The sequence below is a fragment of the Pedobacter sp. Leaf170 genome, from assembly GCF_920984665.1.
Lineage (GTDB): Bacteria > Bacteroidota > Bacteroidia > Sphingobacteriales > Sphingobacteriaceae > Pedobacter.
In genome coordinates this window covers 560337-572596 of sequence record NZ_CAKLBP010000002.1, presented here as the reverse complement: position 1 = coordinate 572596, position 12260 = coordinate 560337, and the positions used below count along the sequence as shown (strand labels likewise).

The following is a 12260-nucleotide window of genomic DNA, read 5'->3' as shown; positions in this document are numbered from 1 at the left end:
GCCAAAGTTAAAATATTAACAATCAGCTAATTATAATTTAAGCTCAAACAAAAAATGCCCGATATCGAACGTTGTGTTTTATATCGGGCATTTATATGAACTTGTCACCTTATGGCTTATCGCTAATTTTAAACGTTTCTTTCATATTCACTAATCCTTTATTGCTAATGCCTTGAACGATGATTGAAAAATCATCAGCAATATCGCCGGCCTTGAAACTAATTGGAATTTCACCTGACGCATTTGTTACCATACCGGATTGCCAGTACAAGGTTGAGTGGTATTGCAAACCGCCATCATCTTCTACAGCCATATAATATTCTTTACCAGTATTAATACCTGCAATAGCAATTCCCATTTTTTCATTTTCGGTTAAGCAGCCTGTATACCAAACTCTTTCTACTTTAAACTGTGAACCCTGCAAATCAGTTCGTGTTAAATAAGGCGTATTTTTGATTGGCTTTAGCCTTCCGGAAAGTGGCGTGCCGGGATAATTTAAGTAATGATGAACACTAACATAATCACCACATTCATTAGCACCAGCTTCACCTTTAGTTCCATACATAGCACCTTTCTTTACTGTTATCTCTACATCTTTTAAAGCAATTACGTTTTGAAGATTTTTTAATATGGAATTTTCCTGATGATTTAGCAAACTTTCGAATATGGTTGGTTTCATCTTTGATACCAGTGCATTAGTTATAGGCAATAAGGCATCAGCAATTTTAAAATCGTAATTATTTTTATCTACACCAACCCGCAAAAACACATTATTATTTCGTTCTACCATGATGTCGTCATTACGCAAATTGAATGAACCATCCGTATTGGTTTCTATAATGCCGGTTTTAATGCTTCCGAAAGAAATTAAATTAACTGCTTTTTTTAAAGGTTTCTGACCATTAAATACCGCACCACTCATAATGTTCTCCTTTACCATAAACACTGAATCACGGTTTAAGGCTTGCAAAACTGCCGTATATCGCCTCCATCCTTTTATTAATAATATATTTTCCAGATATTCTTTATCCTGCAAACCATTACCCGATGGATTTGCAGGCAATTCGTTAAGCGAATTATTTAAGTAAAAATAATGCTCGATGTTTGCTGTTTTGGTACTTAAACGATTATTTTGCACCACAGAAACCGATACAATACCCGACGCCGCCTTGCCCTCCATATCAGATAATTTCAGCTTTAACTTTACAGAATCTCTTATATTATAATTTTCCTTTTCAATTTTGATATTTTGAGATAAATCCTGTTGATTGTGGTGTGCAAAGAACAGCCGTTCGGCCAAAGGTTTTCCAGATGCATCCAGAATGGTAATCGTATTCAGGCCTTTTTGAAGTGCTTCGATTGAAATATTATTAACGTTGGTAGATGCATTTGTATTCCCTTTAAGTAAAACATAATCTCCCGAATCATTATGTAGCATCATTTGAATGGGCTTAACTTGTTTAGAAGCAATTATAAATCGCAAACTATCATTCAAAACCGCTTTTGGAATATGTAAAGTAATGTCTGTATCGGTTGATTGCGCAGGAAGTTTAATATTTATACCTTCTGATGCATAAACTCCTGGCTGTAATCTTACACTATATTCGGCTCCATCATTAGGGGTAATTACAAACGAGCCCAAGCCATAATTATTAGTTGAAACTTCATACAAGGCTTCATTATTTTTCATTAACATTCCTTTTAAAGATAGCGGACGCCCATCTGCAGTTGTAACTTCCCAGCCTACACGTGATTGCAGATCGGCCACAAGCGCTCCCCCTTCCGGATAAAACTTTACATTCAACTTTTGCTTTTCTTGTGTAGGTATAAGCTTTGTATGGTACTGCACTTCGCCATCAACATTTACATTTAGCAATAGTGTTGTGTTTTGCTTTAAGAGATGCTCCGGAATAGAAATGGTGGTCTGCTTTCTATCGATTTTAATCGATTTGGAAAAATCTGCTCCCAGCTGATAATTTAATGAAACTACTGCCTTGCGATTCGCATCCAGACCATCAATATTGACCTGAAACCGCATTGCACCATTTTTAATAAGGGTATCTAACCAGGTAATTCTGCTTGTAAAAGTAGGCTGACTAATATTAAATACCTTAATTGACGACCTGAATTGAGCTATTGGTAAATTCTGTGCATTTAAAACATTCGAATAGGCCATTAACTGATAATTTCCCGGTGGAATTGAATCTGGCAATAACACAAAACCAGAACTTAAACCGTCTGTAATCACAAATTTTTGCGAAACCGCTGATTTTCTGGTCTGCTCGTTTACAAGGGCAACATTTAAAAGCTTATGTTCTGCTATCGGATTGGGCGTATTAAGAAGATAAGCACTGAACCAAATTTTTTCGTTGTTGGTGTAAATATCTTTATCATGATGAAGATAGAGGAAAGAAAATGGTTTAATTTTTCGGAGCTGATTTAAATTTTCATTTAATTTAGATTGCGAACATACCGAACAAGCATGAAAAATGAATACAAAGGCAATGATAATATTTTTCATCTGCAAGGACGATATCGGTTAATAATTAATTTATGGTAATATCGCGAATCAAAGCATGGAAACTAAATCTATAGTTTCATTGTTACAAACTTATCGCCTAGCTGCAAATTTTGTTTAAGCAAGCGTAATCATATTTTTTGCCGGGTTTGGATATAACTTTAATTTTTTCAGAAGGAAATAGAATTATTTTTTTAGCGATTTTATCATAGGTCAAGATTGGGAAATATTTATTAGTCTAATTTAGCTTTAGCATAAAAAAATCACCTAAAAATAAATCAAACCTAAAAACTTAAAGCTATGAGTACACTAAGATTAAAAGACGGAACAGAAATTTTCTATAAAGACCAGGGCGAAGGACCTGTTTTGATGTTCCACCACGGATGGCCATTATCATCTGATGATTGGGATGCCCAGGTTATCTTTTTCCTGCAAAAAGGATATCGGGTAATTACACATGATAGAAGAGGCCATGGCCGCTCGAGCCAAAACATTTATGGCCATAATATAGAAACTTATGCTGCTGACGCTGCAGAATTGGTTGATCATCTCGATTTAACAGATGTTATTCACATCGGCCACTCCACCGGCGGCGGCGAAGTGATTCGCTATGTACACAAGTACGCCAACGGAAGAGCAAAAAAAGCAATATTAATCAGTGCCGTTCCTCCAATAATGGTTCAAAGCGATAGTAATCCTGATGGTGTGCCCATGTCGGTATTTGATGGTATTAGAGAACAAACTTTAAATAACAGACAACAGTTTTTTTTAGATTTAACTATACCTTTTTATGGTTACAATAGAGCAGGCGCCGATGTTAAAGAAGGCGTGCAGCGTAACTGGTGGAGACAAGGAATGATGGGTGGTATTGTTGCGCACTATGATGGCATAAAAGCATTTTCAGAAACCGATTTCAATGATGATTTAAAAGCGGTAGATATCCCGGTATTGGTACTTCACGGTGAGGATGACCAGATTGTACCCTATCAAAATGCCGGCGTAAAATCTGCCAAATTATTAAAAAACGGGAAACTGATAACTTATCCTGGTTTTCCGCATGGTATGCCAACCACAGAAGCCGCAACAATTAATAAAGATATCCTGGAGTTTATTCAATCTTAAAAAGTTGTTTGTTTGCATAGATTTTTTTTGACAAAACGAAAATACATTAAAACACGAAAGCCTTTAATTAACGTTGAAGGCTTTCGTGATCCAGCTGGGATTGGCTCAGCCCCGCAAGCCTTGGCTTAGCCCCGAGCCTTTCTCAAATTGAACCCGCCCGGCGCTTCTGTTCGAACCCCAGCGGCTTAAAATAAAAAATCCCCTAACTTTCGTTAGAGGATTTGCTTGTGATCCCGCTGGGATTCGAACCCAGGACCACTACATTAAAAGTGTAATGCTCTACCAGCTGAGCTACGGAATCGCTCCTGTTTAAGGAGGTGCAAATATAGAAATTATAAGTATTCGTGCAAAATTTATTTTAAATAAATATTAAATGTAGGTTAAACCCATTGCTAATCAAAAACTTAAATTTATATCTTATCCAAACACTAAGGTTATTGTAAATAAGAAACTGAGCCATATCACTAAAATTAACCCATAAGCAGGTTTTAATTTAAGCTTTGCGTGCTTTCCTCCAGCTATGCTGAAGAAATTGTATAGAAATTCGAATAATAACTGAATCATAAACATGTAAGGTTTATTTTAAAGGTAAATATTTTATAGCGCAATTAAAAAGTTACTAAGCAATTGAGGGCTTAAGGCCCCAATAAATTATATTTGTTTGGCTCTGCAACATGGCTTGCATACGCCTCAACCAAACAACCAAATCATTTTTTTACTGTTTATGACCAGAAAATTTTACTTTCTAGCCTTATTTGCGTCCGCATGTATTCCATCGGCAGTAAGCGCACAAAACAATCCCGGCAATACCAGGCAACAAGTTGCTGCTCCGGCCACCAACATTGCAGCCTTTACAAAGGATTTCAAAAAACAGGAAGGTTATTTCAATTATTACTATGATGAAAAAACCGGAAAATTGTTTCTGGAAATTGATCAGTTTGATAAAGATTTCCTTTATTTTAATTCTTTAACAGATGGAGCCGGCAGAAATGCAGAACGTGGCGGAGCCTCAACCAACGTTGTGCGTTTTATTAAAGTTGGCCCGAAGGTTTTCCTATTAGAGCCCAACCTGGCTTACCGTGCGGGTAATAACAATCCCGATGAAATTAAAACAATTGAAGGTTCTTTTGCAAAATCGGTGATTTGGGGTTTTGCACCTGTAGCAAGCGAAGGCAATAAAGTTTTGATAGATTTAACGCCATTCATCATAAGGGATAGTCAGAATATTGGGGGAATAATTGGTGCACCAGCTTCATCGGGTGGTGCCGACGGCCGCGGAGCGGCAACCGGTGGTGGCACTTATCGCATTGATGAAAGCCGTTCGGCAATTTATTTACCCAACACCCGAAACTTTCCAAAAAACACAGAATTTGAAGCCATGGTTACTTTAACTGGCGGTGCACCAAATGGCCGGGGAAACATTGCCCCGGATGCGAACGCAGTAACCGTACGCATGCATCAATCTTTTGTAGAATTGCCAGAAGCGGGCTTTAATCAGCGAAAATTCGACCCACGTTCGAGCTATCAGTTATTTAGTTATACAGATTTTTCTGCACCAATGAATGAATCTTTAGTTAAACGCTTTACAAGAAGACATCGACTGGAAAAAAAAGACCCGAATGCAAAATTAAGTGAAGCTGTAAAACCAATAGTGTATTATATAGACAGAGGTGCACCTGCGCCTATTAAAAAAGCATTGATAGAAGGTGGCGCTTTTTGGAATGAGGCTTTTGAGGCTGCAGGATTTAAAAATGCTTTTCAGGTAAAGGAGTTACCCGAAGGTGCCGACCCGATGGATATTCGATATAATGTAGTAAACTGGATTACCCGTGCAGGTAGTCCGAGGGCTTTCTCTTATGGTTCATCTTACAGCGACCCACGTACAGGCGAAATTATTAAAGGCGTAGTTACTTTAGGTTCAGACCGCCATCGCCAGGATTATTTAATCGCTGAAGGATTATTGCAACCTTACACCGATGGAAAAGCAGTTAGCAAGCAAATGGAAGAAATGGCTTTGGCGAGAATCAGACAGCTATCGGCCCATGAAATCGGGCATACCTTAGGCTTAAACCATAACTTTGCTGCCAGTCCGAAAGACCGGGCATCGGTAATGGATTACCCCTTCCCGCGTATCAAACAAAAAGCAGATGGTCGTATAGATTTATCTGATGCTTATGCAAAAGGAATAGGCAGCTGGGATAAAAGAGCTATAATGTGGGGATATAGCGTGTTTCCTAAAGGCGCTGATGAAAATGCTGAGCTGGACAAAATCATGAATGAAACCTTGAAGCAAGGCTTTCAATATATACCTGATATTGGCGGTTATACACACCCTGCAGCGAACCAATGGGAAGATGGAGAAAATCCAATTACTGAACTTAACCGCTTAATGAAAATTAGAAGGCAGGTTTTGGATAATTTTTCAGAGAAAGCAATTGTTAAGGATGCGCCAATGGCCACCTTGGAAGAAGTTCTGGTTCCAATTTATCTATTGCATCGTTATGAAATTGAGGCAGTCGCAAAATCAATTGGTGGTCTTTATTTTACCCACGCGATTAAAAATGACGGGCAGAAACCGACAAAGATGGTCGAGCCGGCACAGCAATGGAGTGCATTTGATGCTTTGATGGCAACCATTAGTCCGGAAGCACTAGCTTTACCCGAAAGCCTGATTCAGAAAATCCCACCACGCCCATCAGGTTATCCGGCTTCGGCAGAAACATTTAGTGGCTATACCGGCCCTACATTCGACCCAATTGCTACTGCGGAAGCCGCAGCAAATGAAACCATTTCTTCATTACTAAACCCCGAACGTGCCTCACGTTTGATTGAATACAACGCCAGAGATGCTCAACAACCGGGATTGATAGCCATAATTGAAAAGTTAATTGCCAAAACCTGGAAAGCTAAGCCTTTAACCGGTTATAATGGTGCTTTACAAACTATGGTTAATAACTTAACTTTAAAGTATCTGCTGCAGCTTGCAGCAAATGATAAGGCTGCCGAAAATGTGCGTGGCGAAGCCCTGCTAGAGGTTACAGAATTAAAATCGTGGATGAACAGTCAATTATCAAATGCATTGCCCAAACAAAAGGCTAACCTCCTTTATGGCTTATCGCAAATTAAAGATTTTGAAGAGTCTCCATCAAAATTCCAACCTGCACCAGCACAGGTAATGCCTCCGGGCGCACCAATTGGAATGGGTGGGTTGGACTTTATAGAAAATTGGAAATAAGAGAATGTTTCTAAATTAAAAACAGATTTATTTCGCACCAAACAAAGTTCTAGCTTTGCTATATACAAAACATAAAATGGCTAAAACAAAACTTACAATTAATAACAATGGCTCTGTGAAAATAGAGGGCGATTTTGAAATCGTTGATAGAAATGGAAATGAATATGGCTTGCAGGGCCGCACAGTGCTTTCTATCTGTAGATGTGGATTATCAAAAAACAAACCTTTTTGCGACGGTGCTCACAATGGTCACTTTGAGCATGAAGCTATAGCTTTTGATCTTCCTCCAAAAAAAGTATAATAAAATTAAATTATAGCAAAACAGGCTGAATCATTTAGATACAGCCTTTTTTTTATGCTGATAAAGGCAAAGCGATAAAAAATGTGCTTCCGGAAGATTTGTTGTTTTCGAACCATATTCTTCCGCCGTGCTCTTCTACAATTTCTTTGGAGATGGACAAACCCAAACCAAAAGACTCTTCGTTGGCAGTGCCCAGGCGTTGCGCCTTGGTGGTTTTACTAAAAATATTGTGGCTAATCAAGTTTGAAATACCCAAGCCCTCATCTTTAACACTTATTATGGCTTCGTTTTCAGTTGTGTTCAAACCCACATTTATGTTGGTATTTTCAAAACTGAATTTTATGGCATTTGAAACTAAATTAATGATAACCCTTTTAATTTTTTCTTTGTTAACCAATAATTGTATTCTATTTCCTTCAAGAATGATTTTTTGAGATTTTTCTGCTGCCTGAAAATTTAAGAGATATGTACAGGTATCTAAAATTTCATATAAATCGCTACGCTCTTTTGCAAGTTCTACTTCCTTTTCTGTAGTTAACAATTCGTTTAATAAGGCGGCAGCACTAGTACCTGATTCTTCTATAAGTTTCAAAAGTTTCTCTTCATCCTCAGAAAAGTTTCCATCCATTTGAATTAACCTCGAGGCAGATATAATTCCTGCAATTGGTCCGCGTAAATCGTGAACGATTGATTTTGTAGATTTTAAATGGGCTTTTTGCCTTAATTCTAAAAGTTCGCAATTACTTTGTAGTTCAACATAATTATTAGCAAGGTTATTATTTTGCTTAAAAAAATTATTTAGCTTTTGCTTAGTACGATATTGTAAATGGGCTGCGAATGCAATGAATGCAATCGCCATCAAAGATGTAAAAAATAGAGAGTTGTAGAAGTCAGTCATCAGAATGGAATTTGTAACAACAGGGAAAGTTGAGTGTTTATTTTTAAAACTTTACAAAGAACGATACTGATGTAAAAAACCAGCTGAATTTATAATACGCAAAAATACGCAGACGCTTCAATAGCTTGACAAACAGTATATTAACAAGCTACTGAAGATTATTACATAGAAAATAATATAAGCCTACGTTTTAAAAAAATAGAGCCTAATTTTGTCTGCTACTTCTGCTTCTTAGCGCAGGATTTGCCATCGAGCAGCTTTCAAATGTTACGGTTACAGGTACTCTATTGCTTTCACAGCCTCCGGCCACGGTTTGTGTTGCATAATAAGTTGCACCATTTACCAGCACAGTTGTATTTGGCAATACCGCAGAACTTACAGCATCAGCATACCACTTTATATCAGTACCCGAAATGGTTATGCTCGCTAATGTGGTATACATGGTAACGCAAATTCGTTGATTGGTTGCGGCTACCGGGTTCACTTTAGATTTTACAGTTAAAACTACTTCGCTAGTCGAAAAACAGCCTGTTGCTGTTTCAACAACTCTTACATGCACCGTTTTCCCAATTCCCGAATAAGTGTTTGCTATTGGATTAATTCCGGCAACTGCATCCGCTGTGCTTGCATAATAGGTAAATGTGTAATTTGCAGGTGTAGCTACTAATATTGCATTTGCATCAGTAAAAGTAAAGTTACCCGAATTCCCCCCTGAAGTATTTGCGCAAGAACTCAAGCTAGCAGTATTTAGTACAGGGCCTGGTGTTAAACCTAGGGTAATGGCATCCGTTAAATTACAGCCCGTTCCATAAGTTACGGTAACGCTGTAAGTTCCAGGTCCTGTTACTGTAATATCCGGAGTGGTAGCGCCATTGCTCCATAATATTGAAGTGGCGTCCTGGTTAAAACTAGCAGAACTTAATACATACGGATATTCATTACACTTTAAAACCTTATCAGCTCCCAAATATTCAAAAGCGGCAATAGTAGCGAAGGTCCAATTACTGTTTCCGCCTGCATCATCACCCACTACCTTATTCTGTGCTACGGTACAAGTACCACCCGCGGTAATATCCGTTAATCGGGCAAATTTAATGTCAAAATTGCACAGGGTGGATGTTAAGATTGCTGGCACACCTGAGTTACTCGCAAAAATTCTGATTGGATTACATGGTGTTCCATTAGCTTTGAGTTTATTCGTTACTGTAAAAGTATTGCCTGATGATAATGAGTTATTTGAAGATGTAGGAAAGTTTAAATTGGACATTTCATACCAGCAACGTGATCGGTTAAAGGCGCTGCATCAGATGTTTTTACTAATCTTATGCGAGTGTGCAAAAATCCTTTATTAGCACTTTCGAGTTCTAATATTGCGTTCTTGCTTGGTAAATTTCCAGACGAAACCGATCCATCTTTAAGCTTTTGCTGAGCATAAGATGCTGTAGTACCGATAAGGATTGTTAAGAAACTAAGTAGTAATTGTTTTTTCATATAATGAATATTCTAATAGGTAATGTTTTTTTTGAATGGACGTTAATCATCAATGGACTATAATTTTTACATTTACAAAATTTTACACTTTTGTATGTTAAAACTTACAAGATCCGTGTAGATATTCCAAAAACTGAACCAATAAGAAAATATGAGTATAAATGCGTAGGTGCTTGAATAGGTGTTATTGGGGATTAAATCTTGAGGAACATATTCCCCAATGACTTACTTTTAGAACCCCATTTTTCCCGATATTTAAGATCGTCTTAAAAAAAATAACACATCACCCGGGTTGGTAATATGTTAATATTCAATACAATAATTTAGAATTTAGTTATTGAGGAAAATCACAATTTATGTTTTTATAACATTCAACTATGATTTCTATATTCACGAAGCAAGGGGTACGCCAAATTTGAACTAATGATGTGGGGAAAAATTGATGCAAATTATTAATGCATCTGAAAAATAAAAGAATTAAAATGAAAAAACCCTTTTAAAAAGGGTTTTAAATTTATTAAGCGGCATCATAAATAATTACCTTTTCGAAGAGTTCTCTAAACTCATCCAAAAATGCTTTATGAATCGGATGGACCTGATATACATCATGTGCGGCAGGATCATCAAAAAATAAGACTAAGCTAAAAGTATAACTAGTATCAACAACAGCTCTTTCTATAGGTGCAGGTGTACCTATATGAATGGTTTTAACAACTTCAATACCTTGCAATGATTCTAAACCATTTTTAAACGCTTCCTTTTGTGCTGAACTGGTTTCGGCTTTAAGCCAAAATAATACGTGATGTGCTATCATTTATAATTGTTTTTTTTTGCGAAGATAGTCATTAAGCCTATTGTAAACCCAATAAAATAACAGGCTGATGTATCGAAACTATTTTTGACTGAGATATGTTTTAAAATGAAAATTAGAAACGTATGGCAAAGGAAAAAGACAAGAAAAAGAAAAAATCGTCTAAAAAAGGTAAGAAGAAAAAAAATAAGCTTGGTGTTAAAAATTCGCTTGTAAATAATATTAATGCCAGAAAAAAGAAAGGGATTTCTCGTTCTAAAAAGAAATCGAAAATAGGTAAGAAAGCCTATAAGAAAATGAAGAAAAAGTGGAAAAAATAAAGGTCTAAATGTTGTTAGCTGTATAAATAATTTTATAATGATATTTTAGATTATCTTTGCGGAAAATAAAATCGATGGCGGTATTACACAAAAAAGAAGAAAAAATACAGGCAGTACTGGGTAGGCTTGCAAAGAAATATACTGATGAGCAATTCGTGGAAATGTTTATAAAACTTTATTCGAAAGATTGGGGCAAAATTAAATCAGCATATATTAAGCAATCTCAAGATAAAGAACCAGGTACAATTATTAATATGCCCAAGCCTGAAGTTTATTTAAAGCAAATTCTTGCAATTTATTTGCAGCAAAAAGATGAGCCAAAAATAGCGGAACCTGTAAATGAAATACCAGTTGAAGAAAAGCCTAAAAAGAAAGTAAAAGCAGATGCTGATGCGCCTTTAGAGAAAAAGCCAAAGGCAGTTACAAAGAAAACTGCAGCAAAAAAATAAAAATATTTTAACTAACGTACAATAAACAGCAGATATAGTTGTTTATATATCTGAGAGCGTTAATTTAGATGACGGGGATAGGTCGGTATGATTTATCCCCGTTTCTTTTTTTTAGGAGACGCTGGCATATCAAATTAAAAAACAAAAGCCGCCAATTTCTTAGCGGCTTTAAAGCATAATTTCCAAAATTATTTATCAATCATCTTGTAATATCGAACATAATCTACATCCATAGTTTGTGGCCAAATCGAAGCATCAATACCTTGTGCCCCACCCCAATCTCCGCCAACGGCAATATTTAGCAGTAAATGAAACTTTTTGTCGAAAGGCCAAACTTTATATCCGGTACCTTCATTAGCAAATTCAAAAACCTGTATCCCATCAAAAAAACCCCTAATTGCATAGGGTGTCCAATCTACCCGGTAGGTGTGAAATGCACTACTAACCCCATCAATCTTTTTTGTGCTACTTTTTTGTGTATTGATTTTAAAATAATAAGCTTCGGTATGCGTAGTGAAATGAACATTATCCTGATCATAACCCACATGCTCCATAATGTCAATCTCTCCAGATTTTGGCCATTCTCCATAAGCTCTATCCGTTGGCAACATCCAAATGGCTGGCCAGGTACCTTTTCCCATTGGTAATTTCGCCTTAATCTCAAAACGACCATACAGCACATCAAGTTTACCTCTGGTAACCATTCGAGATGAGGTGTAGCCCATACCACCCATATTTTCCTTTTTAGCAGTAATGGTTAAAATACCATTGGCTACACTTGCGTTATTAGTGGTGTTGGTATAAAACTGTAATTCGTTATTACCCCAACCACTACCGCCGGTATCGTAATCCCAATTGGAAGATAATGGCGCCCCGGTATTTGAAAATTCATCACTCCAGCTAGGTGAAGTTTCGAAGCTCCAATTTTTATCAACAGGAACTGTTACAACTGGAGGAATATATACTGGGTCATCAGTACCACCAGAGCCTTTTGAGCATCCGGCTAAACCAAAAGATGAGAATGCCAATGCTGCAAAAATCAGATTTTTAAAATACTTCATGGAGTTTGTTGTCTTAAAATTGAAAGAGCAGCAGGTTGAAATTATTTTCAAACT

General features: G+C 36.9%; 11 protein-coding genes and 1 tRNA gene. 5 read left to right on the top strand and 7 right to left on the bottom strand.

The window, feature by feature from the left end:
* Window positions 1-109 precede the first annotated feature (109 nt).
* Window positions 110-2521 carry a hypothetical protein gene (locus tag LUA90_RS07495; RefSeq protein WP_231490678.1) on the bottom strand — a complete coding sequence of 804 codons (2412 nt, stop codon included), beginning with the start codon at window positions 2519-2521 and terminating at the stop codon, window positions 110-112.
* A 297-nt stretch (window positions 2522-2818) separates the two neighbouring features.
* On the opposite strand from LUA90_RS07495, the gene LUA90_RS07490 reads away from it, so the two are divergent.
* Window positions 2819-3640, top strand: a complete 822-nt coding sequence (locus LUA90_RS07490; RefSeq protein ID WP_231458969.1) for an alpha/beta fold hydrolase — start codon at window positions 2819-2821, stop codon at window positions 3638-3640.
* Window positions 3641-3868: 228 nt separating this feature from the next.
* On the opposite strand, the gene LUA90_RS07485 is transcribed toward LUA90_RS07490, so the two are convergent.
* Window positions 3869-3941: transfer RNA gene (locus tag LUA90_RS07485), tRNA-Lys, on the bottom strand.
* 423 nt (window positions 3942-4364) lie between these two features.
* On the opposite strand from LUA90_RS07485, the gene LUA90_RS07480 reads away from it, so the two are divergent.
* Window positions 4365-6875, top strand: coding sequence for a zinc-dependent metalloprotease (locus LUA90_RS07480; RefSeq protein WP_231458968.1), 2511 nt, complete (start codon window positions 4365-4367; stop codon window positions 6873-6875).
* 76 nt (window positions 6876-6951) lie between these two features.
* Window positions 6952-7176 carry a CDGSH iron-sulfur domain-containing protein gene (locus tag LUA90_RS07475; RefSeq protein WP_231458967.1) on the top strand — a complete coding sequence of 75 codons (225 nt, stop codon included), beginning with the start codon at window positions 6952-6954 and terminating at the stop codon, window positions 7174-7176.
* Window positions 7177-7228: 52 nt separating this feature from the next.
* Here LUA90_RS07475 and LUA90_RS07470 read toward each other — a convergent pair whose 3' ends face one another.
* The 4 genes from LUA90_RS07470 to LUA90_RS07455 all read right to left on the bottom strand — a co-directional run bounded on the left by LUA90_RS07470 (window position 7229) and on the right by LUA90_RS07455 (window position 10379).
* A complete protein-coding gene (locus tag LUA90_RS07470; RefSeq protein ID WP_231458966.1) occupies window positions 7229-8074 on the bottom strand; it encodes a sensor histidine kinase KdpD in 846 nt (281 codons plus the stop codon).
* A gap of 205 nt (window positions 8075-8279) precedes the next feature.
* Window positions 8280-9341 carry a hypothetical protein gene (locus LUA90_RS07465; RefSeq protein ID WP_231490677.1) on the bottom strand — a complete coding sequence of 354 codons (1062 nt, stop codon included), beginning with the start codon at window positions 9339-9341 and terminating at the stop codon, window positions 8280-8282.
* A complete protein-coding gene (locus LUA90_RS07460) occupies window positions 9329-9565 on the bottom strand; it encodes a hypothetical protein (RefSeq protein ID WP_231458964.1) in 237 nt (78 codons plus the stop codon). The genes LUA90_RS07465 and LUA90_RS07460 overlap by 13 nt, the downstream gene beginning before the upstream one ends.
* Before the next feature lie 517 nt (window positions 9566-10082).
* Entirely contained in the window at window positions 10083-10379 is a 297-nt protein-coding gene (locus LUA90_RS07455; protein ID WP_231458963.1) for a Dabb family protein, read from the bottom strand.
* 122 nt (window positions 10380-10501) lie between these two features.
* On the opposite strand from LUA90_RS07455, the gene LUA90_RS07450 reads away from it, so the two are divergent.
* A complete protein-coding gene (locus LUA90_RS07450) occupies window positions 10502-10696 on the top strand; it encodes a hypothetical protein (RefSeq protein ID WP_231458962.1) in 195 nt (64 codons plus the stop codon).
* A gap of 74 nt (window positions 10697-10770) precedes the next feature.
* The gene (locus tag LUA90_RS07445) at window positions 10771-11145 is read left to right on the top strand and encodes a hypothetical protein (protein ID WP_231458961.1); all 375 of its coding nucleotides are present in this window, start codon (window positions 10771-10773) and stop codon (window positions 11143-11145) included.
* A 188-nt stretch (window positions 11146-11333) separates the two neighbouring features.
* On the opposite strand, the gene LUA90_RS07440 is transcribed toward LUA90_RS07445, so the two are convergent.
* Window positions 11334-12206 carry a family 16 glycosylhydrolase gene (locus tag LUA90_RS07440; RefSeq protein WP_231458960.1) on the bottom strand — a complete coding sequence of 291 codons (873 nt, stop codon included), beginning with the start codon at window positions 12204-12206 and terminating at the stop codon, window positions 11334-11336.
* Window positions 12207-12260: the final 54 nt, after the last annotated feature.

Excerpts from the sequence above, each read along its gene's own strand:
- LUA90_RS07495 (WP_231490678.1), bottom strand. The coding sequence starts at position 2,521 with ATGAAAAATATTATCATTGCCTTTGTATTCATTTTTCATGCTTGTTCG.
- LUA90_RS07490 (WP_231458969.1), top strand. The coding sequence starts at position 2,819 with ATGAGTACACTAAGATTAAAAGACGGAACAGAAATTTTCTATAAAGAC.
- LUA90_RS07480 (WP_231458968.1), top strand. The coding sequence starts at position 4,365 with ATGACCAGAAAATTTTACTTTCTAGCCTTATTTGCGTCCGCATGTATT.
- LUA90_RS07475 (WP_231458967.1), top strand. The coding sequence starts at position 6,952 with ATGGCTAAAACAAAACTTACAATTAATAACAATGGCTCTGTGAAAATA.
- LUA90_RS07470 (WP_231458966.1), bottom strand. The coding sequence starts at position 8,074 with ATGACTGACTTCTACAACTCTCTATTTTTTACATCTTTGATGGCGATT.
- LUA90_RS07465 (WP_231490677.1), bottom strand. The coding sequence starts at position 9,341 with ATGTCCAATTTAAACTTTCCTACATCTTCAAATAACTCATTATCATCA.
- LUA90_RS07460 (WP_231458964.1), bottom strand. The coding sequence starts at position 9,565 with ATGAAAAAACAATTACTACTTAGTTTCTTAACAATCCTTATCGGTACT.
- LUA90_RS07455 (WP_231458963.1), bottom strand. The coding sequence starts at position 10,379 with ATGATAGCACATCACGTATTATTTTGGCTTAAAGCCGAAACCAGTTCA.
- LUA90_RS07450 (WP_231458962.1), top strand. The coding sequence starts at position 10,502 with ATGGCAAAGGAAAAAGACAAGAAAAAGAAAAAATCGTCTAAAAAAGGT.
- LUA90_RS07445 (WP_231458961.1), top strand. The coding sequence starts at position 10,771 with ATGGCGGTATTACACAAAAAAGAAGAAAAAATACAGGCAGTACTGGGT.
- LUA90_RS07440 (WP_231458960.1), bottom strand. The coding sequence starts at position 12,206 with ATGAAGTATTTTAAAAATCTGATTTTTGCAGCATTGGCATTCTCATCT.